This is a genomic window from Gammaproteobacteria bacterium, from assembly GCA_016712635.1.
Classification (GTDB): domain Bacteria; phylum Pseudomonadota; class Gammaproteobacteria; order SZUA-140; family SZUA-140; genus JADJWH01.
In genome coordinates this window covers 1-14,555 of sequence record JADJQS010000006.1, presented here as the reverse complement: position 1 = coordinate 14,555, position 14,555 = coordinate 1, and the positions used below count along the sequence as shown (strand labels likewise).

The window sequence follows — 14,555 nt, the reverse complement described above, 5'->3', positions numbered from 1 at the left end:
CCTGCAGGCCTCCCGGCTCCCGGGAGGATATCCCGTTCAGCCCCCGTTCAGCCTCATCGTGCCAGCATGATGTCGTATCCACAGGCAAGGAGACGCATATGAAGACCCTCACGACCACCGTTGCACTGGCCCTCCTGACCGTGACGTTCGCGCCCGCTTCCCTCGCCGACCATCCGCGCCACAGAGATCATCGCCCGGGACATGGAGAAGGCGCCGAGTATGCCCGCGTCCTCCATGCGGAACCGATCGTCCGCCGTTTCGAGGTGCGCGAGCCGGCGCGCGAATGCCGGGAAGAGCGGGTCGGCCATGCCCACCGCAGCGGGTACCGCGGTGATGCCGCCGGGCCGATGATCGTCGGCGGCATCATCGGCGGGATGATCGGGCATGAGCTCGGCCACGGCCGCGACGCCGCCACCCTGCTCGGCACCCTGATCGGCACCTCGCTGGCGCATGATGCCGCGCACCGCCCCGGACGCGGCGGCTACGAGACCGTGTACGAGGAACGCTGCCGGATCGTGCACCGCACCCGCGTCGAGGAACGCATCGACGGCTACCGCGTGACCTACCGCCACCGCGGCGGCGTGCACACGACGCGTCTCCCCTACGACCCGGGCCCGACGGTGCGCATCAACATCGACGTGCGGTGAGGGTTAGGGGTTAGGGGTTAGGGGTTAGGGGTTAGGGGTAGGGGTATTAATCACTCTTCACTCTTCACTCTTCACGCCTCACGCCTCACGCCTCACCCGACCAGCTCAGTCCTGTAACTCCGTAAGGTCGATCTCGCCGCTGTACTCGAAGGGATACTTCACCGCGCGATGCAGCAGGCGGGCATGCCCGGCGAGGCGGTAGCTGAAGGTCTGCGCCTCCGCGCTGCTCAGGCGCCGCAGCTGCTCGATGACGCCGGTGAGGCTGCTCGTCACGCCGGCCTCGATCACCGCCTCGCCAAAGGGCGGCACGGTGGTCTGTTTGTCACTGAGGCCGCTGGCGAACTCCTCCCCGTTGAGGTACAGGCTGAAGACCATGCCGGCGATCGGCAGCTCGACGTCATTGGGATTCTGGATGCGCAGGCGCAGGCGGTAGCGCTGCTCGAACAGCCCGATCTCCTCCAGCTCTAGCCCGGCCAGGCTGACGCGCGGCGGCTCCAGGCGCTGCGACAGCGAGGCGCAGGCGCCCAGTCCAAGCGCCGCCACGACCAGCACGGCCAGCCAGGACAGCGGCCGTCCCACAGCGGCACTGAGGTTGATCCGGCGCATCAGAGCGACAGGATGAAGGCCACCAGCCGCTCGATGTTCTCGTCGGAGACCCGCGGAGAATAGGGCGGCATCGGCATGCCGCCGGTCACTTCGGTCCAGTTGCCCTGGCCGCCCTGCTTCACCTTCGCGGTCAGGCGCGCCCTGGCCTCGGGGTCGTCCCTGTATTTCGCGCTCACGTCCTGCCACGCCGGTCCGACCAGCTTCGCCTCGATCTTGTGGCAGGCCAGGCAGCCGCTCTGCTGCGCCAGCGCCAGCGCCTCGTCCCTGCCGGGCACGGCGACGGACGGCTTCACATCCGGCTTCACCGGCTCGACATCCACCGCCGGCAGTCCGGCGGCGGGTGGACCAGCGGGCGGCGGAGCCGGCTGCGGCCCGGGGTTCTGCGCCGGCTCGCTTGCGTCATCGGGCGCGGCCGCCGTCGGCGCGGGGACCTGCGCCGCGTCCTCGCCGCCCTGCCTGCCGCAGGCGGCGAGCAGCAACGCCAACAGGATCGCGGACATGATCTTCATGGGAATGACCTCTTTCAGGCCATGAGCGGGGAGGCGTGGTTTCCTCTGCTGGCTCATGTGGTTGGTGATGTGTTCAGTACGCTCGGGGACGGATGTGAAATCTGTCCCCGTTTCTTCCGGTTCTTTCAATCAGTCCCGCCCCGCCTTGAGCAGTTCCCAGTATTTCTCGTACACCTTGATGGCATCGCCAACGTCGACCTGGAACTCGGTGTTCCTGAGGTCCATGGTGGTCGGATAGACCGTGCGGTTGTTGCGCAGCGAGTCGTCCAGCAGGGCGAGGCTGGCAAGGTTCGGCGTGGCGTAGCCGATCTCCTCGCTGATCGCCTTGCCGACCTCGGGGCGGAGGATGAAGCTGATGAACTTGTAGGCGTTGTCGACGTTGCGCGCGTTCTTCGGGATCACCAGGCTGTCCATCCACAGCGCCGCGCCCTCCTCCGGATACACGTACTCGATAGCCGGATTCTCGGCCTGTGCCTGGTACGCCTCGCCGTTCCAGATCATGCCGGCGTCGGTCTCGCCCTCGAGGTAGGGCATGCGCGGCGCCTCGGAATCGTACACGCGGACGTTCGGCACCAGCGTGGTCAGTTTCTTGTAGGCCGCCTCGATCTCCTGCTGATTGGTCGAGTTGCCCGAGTAGCCGAGCACGCGCAGGCCGACATGGAACACCTCGCGCATGTCGTTGGTCAGCAGCAGGCGGTCCTTGAACTCGGGGCGCCACAGGTCCGCCCACTTTCGCACCGAGCCGGGCTTGACGGAGTCGGTGTTCAGCGCGATGCCGGTGCTGCCCCACAGGTAGGGCACGCTGTACTCGTTGCCGGGGTCGAAGAAGCGGTTGAGCAGCTTGGGGTCGAGCTTGTCGAATCCGGCCAGCTTGCCCTTGTCGATCCTGGCCAGCAGGCCTTCCTGGCGCATCTTGCTCACGTAGTAGGTCGAGGGCACCACCAGGTCGTAGCTGTTCTTCCTGTCCACCAGGCGCAGCTTGGCGTACATCGCCTCGTTGCTGTCAAAGGTGGAGTACACGACCTTGATCCCGGTCTCCTTCTCGAAGCTCTCGAGCACCGCCTCGGGCATGTATTCCGACCAGTTGTACAGGTACAGCACCTTGTCCGCCGCGGACGCGGCCGCGGACAGCAGGACCAGCACGGAGTACAGCAGCAGGTTGCGCAGTTTCATGCAGGTTTTCCTTCTCGTTTGGCGAGCAAAAAGTGCGACACCGCGAGCGCGATCAGCGACAGCACCAGCAGGATGGTGGCGAGCGCATTCACCTCGGGGCGGATGCCGAGGCGAACCATGGAGTAAATGCGCAGCGGCAGGATCTCGAAGGTCGGACCGGTGACGAAGGTGCTGACCACGACGTCGTCGATCGAGAGCGTGAAGCCGAGCAGCCAGCCCGCGAGCACCGCGGGGAAGATGATGGGCAGCAGCACCGTCCGGATCATGTGGAACTCCCCCGCCCCGAGGTCGCGCGCAGCCTCGAGGATCTGTGGATTGAAGCCGACGAGTCGAGAGTATACGGTCACCACCACAAAAGGCAAACAAAAGGTCACGTGCGCGAGCAGCAGCGAGACGAAGCCGAGCTGCAGGCCGACCAGGATGAACAGGGTCAGCAGCGAGATCGCCAGCACGATCTCGGGCGACATCATGACGACGAACAGCATGCCGTTGAAGACGGCCTTGCCGCGGAAACGGTAGCGCTGCAGTGCGATCCCGGTGAGCGTCCCGATCAGCGTGGTCAGGGTCGCGGCGCAGAGCGCGAGCAGCAGCGAATTGCCGGCGGCGCGCAGCAGCAGCTCGTTGTCGAGCAGGCGCGCGTACCAGTCGAGACTGAAGCCGCCCCAGCGGTAGGGATTCTTGGACGCATTGAAGGAGTACACCACCAGCACCGCGATCGGCACGTATAGGATCAGGTACACCAGCCACAGGTAGGCGTGCCTAAGCAGTCGCCACATGCTCACCCCTCTGCCGGATGATTTTCACGCTGCGGTAATAGGCGAACAGCAGCAGCGCCATCACGATGGTCAGCATCAGGCTCGCCGCCGCGCCGAAGGGCCAGTCGCGCGCGTCGAGGAACTGGTTCTTGATGATGTTCCCCACGAGCAGGTTCTTCGCGCCGCCGAGCACGTCGGCGGTGAAGAACATGCCCATCGCCGGCAGCAGCACCAGCAGGCAGCCGGCGATGATGCCGGGCAGCGTGAGCGGCAGCACCACGCGGCGGAATGTCTGCCAGTAGCTGGCGCCGAGGTCGGACGAGGCCTCGAGCAGGTCGCGCCTGAGCTGCTCGAACACGGCGTACAGCGGCAGGATCATGAACGGCAGCAGGATGTACACCAGCCCGGCGATCACCGCGCCCTCCGTATAGAGCATGCGCAGCGGGCTGTCGATCAGGCCGAGCGCGAGCAGGGTGTCGTTGACCAGGCCGTTGGTCGAGAGCAGCAGCTTCATGGCATAGGTGCGCACCAGCGAATTGGTCCAGAACGGGACGATCACCAGGAACAGCAGCAGCGGCTTGACGCGGGCCGGGAAGCGGCTCACGGCGAAGGCGAAAGGATAGCCCAGCAGCAGGCATACCGCAGTGGTCACCGCGGCCATCCACAGCGAGTGCAGCATCACGCCGCCGTAGAGGGGATCGAGCAGGCGCGCGTAGTTCTCCAGGGTGAAATTGAAGCGCACGAAGGTCAGCTCGTCGCGCTCGAGGAAGCTGCTGCCGAGCACCAGCAGGTTGGGCACCAGCACGAAGACGATCATCCAGCCCCAGATCACCGCCAGCACTGCGGTCTTGAACGGCGTCCTAGTCTTCATGCGGCAGCAGCGTCTCCCAGCCCGGCACCCAGCTCACCCGCACGGGTTCGCCGCGCCGGTAGTCGAAATCGGGGTCGTTCTCGTCGAAGAATTCGCTTACACGCACCTCCTGCCCGGTGTCGAGGCGCACCACGGAGTCGAGCGTCATGCCCTTGTAATTGCGCTCGATGACCTGGCCGGGGATGCCGCGGTCGGCATCGGGCGGCAGCAGGCGCAGGTCCTCCGGGCGCAGCAGCACGTGCAGCCGCGCACCGGGTTCGTAGCGCCGGCCGCGCGCGTGCAGCTCGACCGTCCGTTCCGCCATGCGCGCGCTGACACGATCGCCTTCCTGCGCGCCGTTCACCTCGGCGTCGAATACGTTGATCTCGCCGACGAAGCGCGCGACGAACAGGTTGCGCGGATTCTCGTACACCTCGCGCGGCGTGCCGGTCTGCTCGATCGCGCCCTCGCGCATCACCACCACGCGGTCGGACATCGACAGGGCCTCCTCCTGATCGTGCGTGACGAACAGAAAGGTGATGCCGAGCTCGCGCTGGATGCGCTTGAGCTCGTACTGCATCTGCTTGCGCAGCTTGAAGTCGAGCGCGCTGAGCGGTTCGTCGAGCAGCAGCAGGCGCGGCCGCTTCACCACCGCGCGCGCGATCGCCACGCGCTGCTGCTGGCCGCCGGAGAGCTGGTCCGGCCGGCGCGCGGCCAGATCCCCGAGCTGTACCACGGCGAGCGCCTCGCGCACGCGCGCCGCGATCTCTTCGCGCGGGCGCCCTTCGGCGCGCAGCCCGTAGGCCACGTTGTCGAACACGCTCATGTGGGGAAACAGCGCGTAGCTCTGGAAGACCGTGTTGACCGGGCGCTCGTTCGGCGCCAGGCCGACGATGTCGACGCCGTCGAGCAGGATCGCGCCCGTGTCGGGCTGCTCGAATCCGCCGATCAGGCGCAGGATGGTGGTCTTGCCGCAGCCCGAGGGGCCGAGCAGGGTGATGAACTCGCCGTGATGGACTTCAAGATCGACCGGCGCCAGCACCTGCCTGCCGCCAAACGATTTGGATACGCCGTTGAGTTGCAGCAGCTTCTTGTTGTTCTCCACCGGCCCGCCGTCCTCTGTCCCTGAGCCCACATTCTAGCGGGTGGGACATCCAATCCAAAGCCGTTCACCGCAGGACAGGCGCGGCGGCGGCATGCACTATCGCGGTGCGGGCCCGAACATGCAGGAGCGGATTTTCAAACCGTTCCCTTCCCGATGGGGACAGACTGGGAGCAAAGAAGGGATGGATTGATAATCCATCCCGCTTAATGGGGACGACTGGTGGCGTTGCGGGGGTATGTTCATCCGCCCCACCGATGGGGACGGACTGGTGGCGTTGCGGGGGCGGATATTCATCCGCCCCACTTTGGGGACGGACTGGAAGTCCGTCCCCTACTGCACGCAGCGGTATACCTCGAACACCTGCTTGCCGTCTTTGGGTTTGCCGATCGGGACGACGGTGTCGCCCTTCAGGTCCGCCGCGGCGGAATTGCGCGCCAGCGACTCGAGTTCTTCCTGCACGCGCTCCGGCGCGCGCTCGATGCCCGCCACCTCGGCCTTCACGCTCGCGGTGGTCGTTCCGAGCCGCTTGCAGTTCGTCACCTCTTCCGCGCTCAGTACGCGCGTCTTCTCCCCCGCCGGGCTCAGCTCGACCCAGGCGCATGCCTGCAGCACCATTCCGATGGCGACCGCCACACCGATCCCTTTGATTGTCACGTCCTGATCCTCGATTCTGTTGCCGTCACTGAGATTATGGCGACGCCGGATCCCGTCCGCCCGCCGCTGGCACACAGGATAGCGAATAATGCGCACGGGGCGTACCCGTCCCGTGATCCGACCCATTCCGGGGATCCGGGAAGGCCGGACACCCGCCGATTATTTTGCTCCGCACGTCAACCGATCCTGGCCTGGGACGTTAAACCCTGTGAAGGCGGCACAATGCCGCCCCCGGTCAACGGAAACAGGAGTAACTCTGATGAACAAGTCTCTGATCGTCATGGCAGTTTTAACCGCCTTTACGGCCGGCGCCGCGCAGGCCGCACTGGTGCAGGTCAGCCTGGGCGGCGCCTGGTTGTTCGAGCAATCCAGCGTCGACTACCTGGACGACGACGTGCAGTCGCTCACCGCCCGCCTCGACCTCACCGCCGGCGACCGTGTCCTCTTCAGCATCTTCCTCACCGACTACCTCGACGCGGACGGCTACCCCGACACCGGGTACGGCGGCAACGTGACCGTCTCGCTGGGGAACTGGCGCCGGCGCGCGCCGGTTCTCACCGGTTCGGGGACACCCTTTGTGCGGGGACAGATTGAAATCTGTCCCCATGCACATTTAATGCAGCCATTTGCGCTCGGCGCGCTCGCGGGCGCTCTCCATGCCGGCGTCCGGATCCGGCGGCGTCTCGCGGTAGGGCTCCATCACGATGCCCAGGATGCGCCCGCCGAGCAGCGTGATCTCGCCGCCGTAGCGCGCGCTGCCGTCGCTGGTGAACTCGAACTGAAACTCCCGGTAGAGCGCCAGCTGGCCGTCCTGATCGCGGCGCACGCGCAGCCGCGTCAGCGACACCGTGTCGTCGAGGAAGGTCACGCCGACCTCGCCGCAGCGCCGGTGTCCGGCCGCGCGCGCGAGTTCCTTGATGCGCATGGCGCCGTACCAGTACCAGCCGCCGCCGAGGAAGAAGACCAGGATGAGAAACTCCGCGAGCGTCAGCATGCGGCCATACTAGCACAGGGCCGCGCCGCCACCGGTGAAGGGGGGACGGGCGATTATCGTGTGCACGAATGGGGACGGATATCCGCGTATGGAGACGGATTTGACATCTGTCCCCGGGCAGGTATGGGGACGGATTTGAAATCGGTCCCCATTCTTATATGATGCACGCTCCCGTCGCAATCGGTCGTATCCGAGGAGAATCATGAACCTGTGTCCCTGCAATTCGGGTCGTGAGTACGAGGCCTGCTGCGGTCCTGTGATCAGCGGGACGAGCCCCGCGGCGACCGCCGAGGCCCTCATGCGCTCACGCTACAGCGCATTCGCGCGCAAGGAGATCGAACATCTGGAAGCGAGCCTGCACCCGGATGTCCGCACCGATCACGACCCCGAGGCCTCGCGGCGCTGGGCGGACAAGGCGGAATGGCTCAAGCTCGAGATCGTCGACACCGCGGGCGGCGGCGCGGACGATGACGAGGGCACGGTCGAGTTCATCGCCACCTACCGGCAGAAGGGCGTGACCCACAATCACCACGAGGTGGGCGAGTTCCGCCGTCACAAGGGATGCTGGTATTACACCGACGGCAAGATGGTGACGCCAGGCACGCAGCGCAACGAAGGACCCAGGGTCGGCCGCAACGATCCCTGTCCCTGCGGCAGCGGCAAGAAATACAAGAAGTGCTGCGGGGCGTAGGCGACGGATTTCAAATCCGTCGCCATTCAGCCTGGGGACAGACTTAAGCCTGTCCCCACACGTTATATCGTTATATAAATCTGTCGCGGTTTAAATCAGGTTTTTCCGCGCCAGCCAGATGATGTGGCGCGCGCCGCGCCCGCGGTGCGCGCGCACGCGCAGCTCCTCCACCGCGAAACCCGCCCGGCCCAGGCGCGCGTGAAACGCGCGGTCCGGCGCGGCCGACCACACCGCGAGCACCCCGCCGGGGCGCAGCGCGTCCTGCGCCGCGCGCAGGCCGTCGGGGCCGTAGAGCCAGTCGTTGCCCTTGTGCGTAAGCCCGGCCGGACCGTTGTCCACATCGAGCAGGATGGCGTCGTATTTCGCTGCACGCGCGCGCAGCAGTCCGGCGACGTCGCCCTCGTGCACGCTTACGCGCGCATCGTCCAGCGGACGGCCGGAGAGTTCTCCCAGCGGGCCGCGGTTCCAGCGCACCACGGCCGGCACCAGCTCGGCCGCCACCACGACGGCGTCCGGGCCGAGCATACGCAGGGATGCGGCGAGGGTGAATCCCATGCCCAGCCCGCCGATCAGCACGCGCGGCCCGGCACGGCCCGCGACCTGCGCGCAGGCCGCCTCGGCAAGCCGGTCCTCGGAACCGTGGGCGCGGCTGTTCATCAGTTCGTTACGCCCGATGCGGATCGAGAATTCGTCGTCGCGCCGGTAGAGATGCAGCATCCCGTCACCGCCCGGAACCTGCGCGCTGTCGAGCAACTCCCACGGAATCATGTTCGCCCTGTCCTTCAGTCATCGGTGACAGATGTATTCTTCACAACGTCCGGGGTCGATGAATAAATCCGTCCCCCAACGGCCTCAGAGCTCGATGAGGTGATCGGGCAGCTCGTTTTTGTCGCCCGGCCGGGCGGGGAAATGCTCGACCTGCAGATCGCCGCAGGTCTGGATCGCGCGCAGGAAACCCTCTGCCACGCGGCCCGCCTGCACCGCCCCGGTAAACTCGGCCACGGCTCGTTCCCACGTCCCGGCCGGCACGCGCCGATGGATGCCGTCATCGGCGAGGATCTCCACGCTGCGCTCCGCCACGCTGACAAAGAGCAGCACCCCGGCGCGCTCCGTCGTGCGGTGCAGGTTTTGCGCGAAAAACTGTTCCCGCGCCAGCCGCCGCACGCACGAGCGCTTCAGCGCGCGCGGGGTCAGCCGCATCTTCACCGGGGTCAGGTTAAGCACCGGCGCGAACAGCAGGAAGCCGGCCACCTGCGCCTCGTAGGCGTACTGCAGCGCGACGGAGTTGCCGGCCAGCATGAGCGCGCCCGGGATGGCGAGCGCCAGCAGCGCCGCCCACAGCAGCGGCACGTACAGGTAATCGTCGGCCGCCCGTGCGATCACCGTCACCAGTTCGCCGCGCGTCTTCGCCTCAACCGCGGCGATCGCCTGCGCGATGTCGCGCCGCTCCTTTTCGCTCAGAAATGCCACGCTACCACCCTCCCGAGGCTCCGCCGCCTCCGAAACTGCCGCCACCGCCGCGGAAACCGCCGCTCCGGCCAATGCCGCTGCGGCGGCGGCCGCCACTGATGGCGCCACCGCCGCCCCCCGGCAGGCCGCCATTCCCGCCACCGCCGATCATCAGGTGAAACACGCTGATCAGCACCGCCATCACCGCTCCGGCCAGCAGCGAGCCCAGCGCCAGCCAGCCGATCAGCAGCGCGCCGCCGCCCAGCAGCGCGGCCGATACCGGCCGCGCTGGCACCAGGCGCGCCAGCGCCTCTCCGGCAATTACCAGAAAGATGAACCAGCCCATGAAATTGTCGTAGCGTCCCTCGGCGCCGCCGCGGCGCCCGGGCAGCGGCTGGTACGTCCCCTCGATGACCTGCAGGATGGCGCGCGCCCCTTCCACCGTGCCGGCGGCCATGTCGCCCTGGCGGAAGCGCGGCAGGACGACGCGCTGGATGATGTTGCTGGCCAGCGCGTCGGTCAGCGTGCCCTCGAGGCCGTAGCCGACCTCGATGCGCACCTTGCGCTCGGCCGGCGCGATGATCAGGAGGACGCCGTTGTCGCGCCCTTCCTGGCCGATGCCCCAGTAGCGGCCGAGCTGGTAGCCGTAGTCCTCGATGGCGTGGCCCTGCAGGGATTCCAGCGTGACGACCACCACCTGGTTGCTGGTGGACTGCTCGTGCGCGGCGAGCAGCTGCTCCAGCCCGGCGCGCGCGGCCGCGGGCAGTATCGCGGCCTGGTCCACCACGCGGCCGGTGAGGGCGGGGAATGCGATGGCGGCGCCGAGCGCGGATGCGAACAGCAGCGCGGCCGCCGCCGCGGCCAGAGTCGTCCAGGCACGCATGCGCGTCAGCGGATCAGAACTTCACCTCGGGCGCCTGCTCGACGCCGGGCGCGGCGGCGAAATTCTCCATCACCTGCGAATCGGAGTACAGTATCGCCTTCCAGATACGACCCGGGAATGTCCGCAGCTCGGTATTGTAGCGCTGCACCGCCGCGATGTAGTCGCGTCGCGCCACCGCGATGCGGTTCTCCGTCCCCTCGAGCTGCGACTGCAGCGTCAGGAAATTCTCGTTCGACTTCAGGTCGGGATAACTCTCGACCACCACCAGCAGGCGCGACAGCGCCGAGGTCAGCTGGTCCTGCGAGGACTGGAAGGTCTTGAACGCCTCCGGATTGGTCAGCACGTCCGGCGGCAGCTGCATCTGCGACACCTTCGCGCGCGCCTCCACCACCTCGGTCAGCACCCGCTCCTCCTGCGCCGCGAAACCCTTCACCGTGCTGACCAGGTTGGGCACCAGGTCTGCGCGGCGCTGGTACTGGTTCAGCACATCGCTCCAGGTTGCCTTCACCTGTTCATCGTAAGCGGGGATATTGTTGATGCCGCAGCCGCCCAGCCCGAGCAACGCCGTCGCCGCCAGTGCCCAGACCGCCGCGCCACTGAACCACCGGACCATCTTTCGTCTCATCGCTTTCCTCCCAGACATGTCACCCTCAGGCATCATAATGGGGACAGCCATTCAAGGCTGTCTCCGCGCCCATCCAATCCGTACCGCACCTTCACGCCGCACGCGGCCACCGGGCGCGCAGGGCGCGCCACAAGCGGCGCAGGAACACCGCCACCGCCAGCAGGAACAGCGCGAGCAGCAGCAGAAACACCAGCGGATGGAACAGCGCCAGCCACCCGCCCGAGACTAACACGGCCTCCTCTCCCAGCGAGGCGGCCACGTTCGAGACCGGTTCGGGCGAGGCGTTGATCATGGCCCGGCCGCCGGCCTTTGCGATGTGCGTGCCGGCGGCGATCGAGGCGCCCAGCAGCAACGCGAGCGCCTGCACGGCCGCGCTGCCGTCGGCGAAGAAGGCGGCGGCAAGCGCGGCGCCGGCCGGGATACGAATCAGGGTATGCACGGCGTCGGACAGGCTGTCGAGCCAGGGCAGCTTGTCGCCGACGAATTCCGCCAGCGCGAACAGGCCGGTGACGCCCATTATCAGCGGGTGCTGCAGGAACTCGAGCGCCGGCGGCAACTGCAGCACCTCCAGCCGGTGCAGCAGGCCGAGCACGAACAGCACCAGATACAGCCGCAGTCCGGCACCCCAGGCGACAGCCGCCGCGAGGGCGGCATGGGGAATCAGTTCCGCCGTCACGCCTGGCGCATCGGCTGCCGACGTCTTCGTGCCGGTTCGACGGCCGGTCGAGGGTGCTTCATCCCGGCATCGCCTCGCGATTCATCAGCCTGAGCCAGCCGCGTACGATGCGGTAGAGCACCCACAGTCCGGCCGCCCACGCGATCGCGATCGCGAGCGGGATGCCGATGAAGGTGAGCGCGAGGACGAGGGCGAGCAGCACCCACGCCGCGGCGAACCAGAAGGTGCGGATCTGCCAGCGGAAATGTGATTCCAGGTAGGTGCCGCGCACGTCGCCGCGCTTCAGGTAGTTGATGATCACGGCGATGATCGACGGCCAGCCGGTGAGGAAGGCGGTCACGACAAAGGCCGGGCTCAGCAGCCCGCTGCCGGCGCTGAAGGCATGCAGGCCGTAGATCACATAGGTCAGGGCGACGAGTCCTTCCGTCGTTCGCGTCGTCGCCGGCAGCATCGGATCGTTCATGGGTTCCATCCTAAACCGTAAGCCCGTGCTTGACCATGGGATTTTCGCACCCGGTAGCGCCGGCCAGAAAACGGTGGCCCGCCCCCCGCCTTCTCGCCAATAATAGACGCCGGGATCTGATCCGACCGGCTCGGGGCGAACGATACATCCTTTTCATGGAGGTGGCGTCATGAACAGACAAGAGTTGGAAAAGACGGCGCAGGCGATGGTGGCGGACGGCAAGGGCCTGCTGGCAATGGACGAGAGCACCCCGACCTGCGGCAAGCGGCTGCAGGCCGTGGGCGTGGACAACACCGAGGCGAACCGCGTCTCGTACCGGGAGCTGCTGCTCGGTGCGAATGGCATCGGCGACTACATCAGCGGCGCGATTCTCTACGACGAGACCATCCGCCAGAAGGCGGGCGACGGCACGCCGTTTCCCAAACTGGCGGAACGCCAGGGCGTCATCCCCGGCATCAAGGTCGACACCGGGGCCAAGGACCTCGCCGGGCGTCCCAACGAGAAAGTCACCGAAGGCCTCGACGGCCTGCGCGAACGCCTCGCCGAGTACTACTCCCTCGGCGCGCGCTTCTGCAAGTGGCGCGCGGTCATCACCATCGGCGGCGGCATCCCGAGCCGCGCCTGCATCGAGGCCAACGCGCATGCGCTGGCGCGCTACGCGGCCCTGTGCCAGGAGGCCTCGATGGTGCCGATCGTCGAACCGGAGGTGCTGATCGACGGCGACCACACCCTCGAGCGCAGCTACGAGGTCACGCTGGAGACACAGCGCATCGTGTTCGACGAGCTCTACCGCCAGGGCGTGCTGTTCGAGGGGATGATCCTGAAGCCCAGCATGGTGATCGCCGGCAGTGCCCGCAGCAGTCCAGTCCCGGAGCAGGTCGCCGAGTGGACGCTGCGCTGCCTGCGCAGCACGGTGCCGGCCGCGGTGCCCGGCATCGCCTTCCTGTCCGGCGGCCAGGGCGACGAGCAGGCGACGCAGAACCTGAACGCGATGAATGTCCTCGGCCGCGACCTGCGCCTGCCGTGGCGCGTCACCTCCTACTACGCGCGCGCTGCAGAACCCGGCGATGGACAAATGGGCCGTGGCAAGGCCGCGAACGTCGAGGCCGCGCGCCGGCTGTTCCTGCATCGCGCCAGGTGCAACGGCGCCGCCAGCCGCGGCCAGTACAAACCGGCGATGGAGCAGGATAAGGCGGCGTGAAGTGATCTTAGTGATCATATAGGGGACAGATTTTAAATCTGTCCCCGGCCCCGGCCCCGATAGGCAACGTAACCGCGACGCGAAATCACACAGCCATTGACGACCATGAACGCCCTGCCCTGCCCGGTCTGCGGATCACACTGCGCGCCGCTCGACGTCGTCGATTTCAACAAGTCCTGCGCCGAGTCGTGGGGGACGCACCTCCCGCTCAGCGGCATTTCCCTTACCATTACTATCTTTGCGGCAGATGCGGCCATTGCTACGCCCCGGAACGGCAGCACTGCGCCCTCGGGATTTCGCGCGCGGATCTATAACGAGGAATACATCCGGGTGGATCCCACCACGTCGAGAAACGCCCCCTCCAGCAACGCCACCGGCCTGGATCAGCACACCATCGCACGCCGCCGCATCCATTCGTCACTCCTGGATTATGCGGTAGCGGCAGCGTGGGCCGGAGCGCGCTGTTGCGGCAGGCGGGCTGGCACCCGAACCCCGCGTAGCGACCCTATACCAATCCTGATAGCGCGCTGATGCAGCGGGCAGGTTCGGACCATCACCGCCGGCCATGAGATCTTCGAACATGTCGCGGACGAACCGGCTCACGGCCGATACCACGAACCTGCTGGCGGAGGATGGCGTGCTGATCGCCACACCCCGCTGTCCGATATCCATCGCGCCGCGGCAGCGCATCACCTGGTGGTATGCCCTGCCGCGCAACGGCCACATCAGCCTGTTCTCCAAACAGAGCCTGGCCGTCCTGGCCGCTGATACGGTGCCTCTTCCCCCCAAGCCTGGCGGGTTTTCCGCCGGCCTGCTCGATGTGGAAGTCGCGAACACCCGTCAACCGCTCCTTTGGGCCGGCAACTTATCCGGGCCGGCTGAGGCGGCGCCGTCCTTCGGACCCGCGGGCGGCATGACGCCCGGCCCTATTTCCGCCCGGTTTCGCCTTGGTGCCGGGTCTTGCGGGAAGGCCTGGCGGGCTTTGATTCCGGCGGCGCGGACGGTTTCAGTTGCCGTTGTCGCGCTGCTTCCTCCGCCTGCGTCCCTCGGCGCCTAGCATGGTGAGCTGAGCTGGCGCCCGTTCACACCCACCACCTTGCGCAGATGCTTCGAAGATGTCCCCCGGTGTGCCCTCGGGCAGGTCCACGGTGCTGAAGTCCTCGTTGACTTCAGATGCGCGATGTAGCGGTTGTCGAGGCCGTCCTCGTGGCGATGGCGTCGGATGAGCGCTCTGGCCTCCGCCGTGCGTGCGGCTGACCTCGATGCGGTAGCGC

Annotated in this window: 19 protein-coding genes; 5 read left to right on the top strand and 14 right to left on the bottom strand. The window is 66.9% G+C overall.

What is annotated here, in order from left to right; all coding sequences use genetic code 11:
• Positions 1 to 98: 98 nt before the first annotated feature.
• Positions 99 to 647, top strand: a complete 549-nt coding sequence (locus tag IPK65_07000; GenBank protein ID MBK8162882.1) for a hypothetical protein — start codon at positions 99 to 101, stop codon at positions 645 to 647.
• Positions 648 to 752: 105 nt separating this feature from the next.
• Here the strand turns inward: IPK65_07000 and IPK65_06995 are convergent, their stop codons facing one another.
• From IPK65_06995 to IPK65_06960, 8 genes are all read right to left on the bottom strand, one after another.
• Complete coding sequence (locus IPK65_06995) at positions 753 to 1,226, bottom strand: LEA type 2 family protein (GenBank protein MBK8162881.1); 474 nt, start codon at positions 1,224 to 1,226, stop codon at positions 753 to 755.
• A gap of 26 nt (positions 1,227 to 1,252) precedes the next feature.
• Positions 1,253 to 1,753 carry a c-type cytochrome gene (locus tag IPK65_06990; GenBank protein MBK8162880.1) on the bottom strand — a complete coding sequence of 167 codons (501 nt, stop codon included), beginning with the start codon at positions 1,751 to 1,753 and terminating at the stop codon, positions 1,253 to 1,255.
• Positions 1,754 to 1,891: 138 nt separating this feature from the next.
• On the bottom strand, positions 1,892 to 2,935 hold the full coding sequence (locus IPK65_06985) for an extracellular solute-binding protein (GenBank protein ID MBK8162879.1): 1,044 nt from the start codon (positions 2,933 to 2,935) through the stop codon (positions 1,892 to 1,894).
• A complete protein-coding gene (gene potC / locus IPK65_06980; protein ID MBK8162878.1) occupies positions 2,932 to 3,711 on the bottom strand; it encodes a spermidine/putrescine ABC transporter permease PotC in 780 nt (259 codons plus the stop codon). Before potC ends, IPK65_06985 begins: the two co-directional genes overlap by 4 nt.
• Entirely contained in the window at positions 3,695 to 4,561 is an 867-nt protein-coding gene (gene potB, locus IPK65_06975) for a spermidine/putrescine ABC transporter permease PotB (protein ID MBK8162877.1), read from the bottom strand. Before potB ends, potC begins: the two co-directional genes overlap by 17 nt.
• The gene (potA, locus tag IPK65_06970; GenBank protein ID MBK8162876.1) at positions 4,551 to 5,645 is read right to left on the bottom strand and encodes a spermidine/putrescine ABC transporter ATP-binding protein PotA; all 1,095 of its coding nucleotides are present in this window, start codon (positions 5,643 to 5,645) and stop codon (positions 4,551 to 4,553) included. Before potA ends, potB begins: the two co-directional genes overlap by 11 nt.
• Positions 5,646 to 5,975: 330 nt before the next feature.
• Complete coding sequence (locus IPK65_06965; GenBank protein MBK8162875.1) at positions 5,976 to 6,299, bottom strand: DUF4156 domain-containing protein; 324 nt, start codon at positions 6,297 to 6,299, stop codon at positions 5,976 to 5,978.
• 613 nt (positions 6,300 to 6,912) lie between these two features.
• Entirely contained in the window at positions 6,913 to 7,293 is a 381-nt protein-coding gene (locus IPK65_06960; GenBank protein ID MBK8162874.1) for a DUF3301 domain-containing protein, read from the bottom strand.
• A 199-nt stretch (positions 7,294 to 7,492) separates the two neighbouring features.
• Here IPK65_06960 and IPK65_06955 point away from each other — a divergent pair, with 199 nt between their 5' ends.
• On the top strand, positions 7,493 to 7,984 hold the full coding sequence (locus IPK65_06955) for a YchJ family protein (GenBank protein ID MBK8162873.1): 492 nt from the start codon (positions 7,493 to 7,495) through the stop codon (positions 7,982 to 7,984).
• Positions 7,985 to 8,074: 90 nt separating this feature from the next.
• Here the strand turns inward: IPK65_06955 and IPK65_06950 are convergent, their stop codons facing one another.
• The 6 genes from IPK65_06950 to IPK65_06925 form a co-directional block, all read right to left on the bottom strand.
• Positions 8,075 to 8,752: a hypothetical protein gene (locus tag IPK65_06950; GenBank protein ID MBK8162872.1), complete on the bottom strand. Its 678-nt coding sequence runs from the start codon at positions 8,750 to 8,752 to the stop codon at positions 8,075 to 8,077.
• Between the two features lie 84 nt (positions 8,753 to 8,836).
• Positions 8,837 to 9,454: a TPM domain-containing protein gene (locus IPK65_06945; protein MBK8162871.1), complete on the bottom strand. Its 618-nt coding sequence runs from the start codon at positions 9,452 to 9,454 to the stop codon at positions 8,837 to 8,839.
• 1 nt (position 9,455) lies between these two features.
• The gene (locus IPK65_06940; protein ID MBK8162870.1) at positions 9,456 to 10,316 is read right to left on the bottom strand and encodes a TPM domain-containing protein; all 861 of its coding nucleotides are present in this window, start codon (positions 10,314 to 10,316) and stop codon (positions 9,456 to 9,458) included.
• A 13-nt stretch (positions 10,317 to 10,329) separates the two neighbouring features.
• Positions 10,330 to 10,929, bottom strand: a complete 600-nt coding sequence (locus IPK65_06935) for a LemA family protein (GenBank protein ID MBK8162869.1) — start codon at positions 10,927 to 10,929, stop codon at positions 10,330 to 10,332.
• 103 nt (positions 10,930 to 11,032) lie between these two features.
• A complete protein-coding gene (locus IPK65_06930) occupies positions 11,033 to 11,605 on the bottom strand; it encodes a DUF4126 domain-containing protein (protein MBK8162868.1) in 573 nt (190 codons plus the stop codon).
• 70 nt (positions 11,606 to 11,675) lie between these two features.
• Complete coding sequence (locus IPK65_06925; GenBank protein ID MBK8162867.1) at positions 11,676 to 12,080, bottom strand: hypothetical protein; 405 nt, start codon at positions 12,078 to 12,080, stop codon at positions 11,676 to 11,678.
• Between the two features lie 169 nt (positions 12,081 to 12,249).
• Here IPK65_06925 and IPK65_06920 point away from each other — a divergent pair, with 169 nt between their 5' ends.
• The 3 genes from IPK65_06920 to IPK65_06910 all read left to right on the top strand — a co-directional run bounded on the left by IPK65_06920 (position 12,250) and on the right by IPK65_06910 (position 14,338).
• A complete protein-coding gene (locus tag IPK65_06920; protein ID MBK8162866.1) occupies positions 12,250 to 13,281 on the top strand; it encodes a fructose-bisphosphate aldolase class I in 1,032 nt (343 codons plus the stop codon).
• A 105-nt stretch (positions 13,282 to 13,386) separates the two neighbouring features.
• Complete coding sequence (locus IPK65_06915) at positions 13,387 to 13,812, top strand: hypothetical protein (GenBank protein ID MBK8162865.1); 426 nt, start codon at positions 13,387 to 13,389, stop codon at positions 13,810 to 13,812.
• Between the two features lie 49 nt (positions 13,813 to 13,861).
• On the top strand, positions 13,862 to 14,338 hold the full coding sequence (locus IPK65_06910) for a hypothetical protein (protein ID MBK8162864.1): 477 nt from the start codon (positions 13,862 to 13,864) through the stop codon (positions 14,336 to 14,338).
• The last annotated feature ends 217 nt before the right edge of the window (positions 14,339 to 14,555 follow it).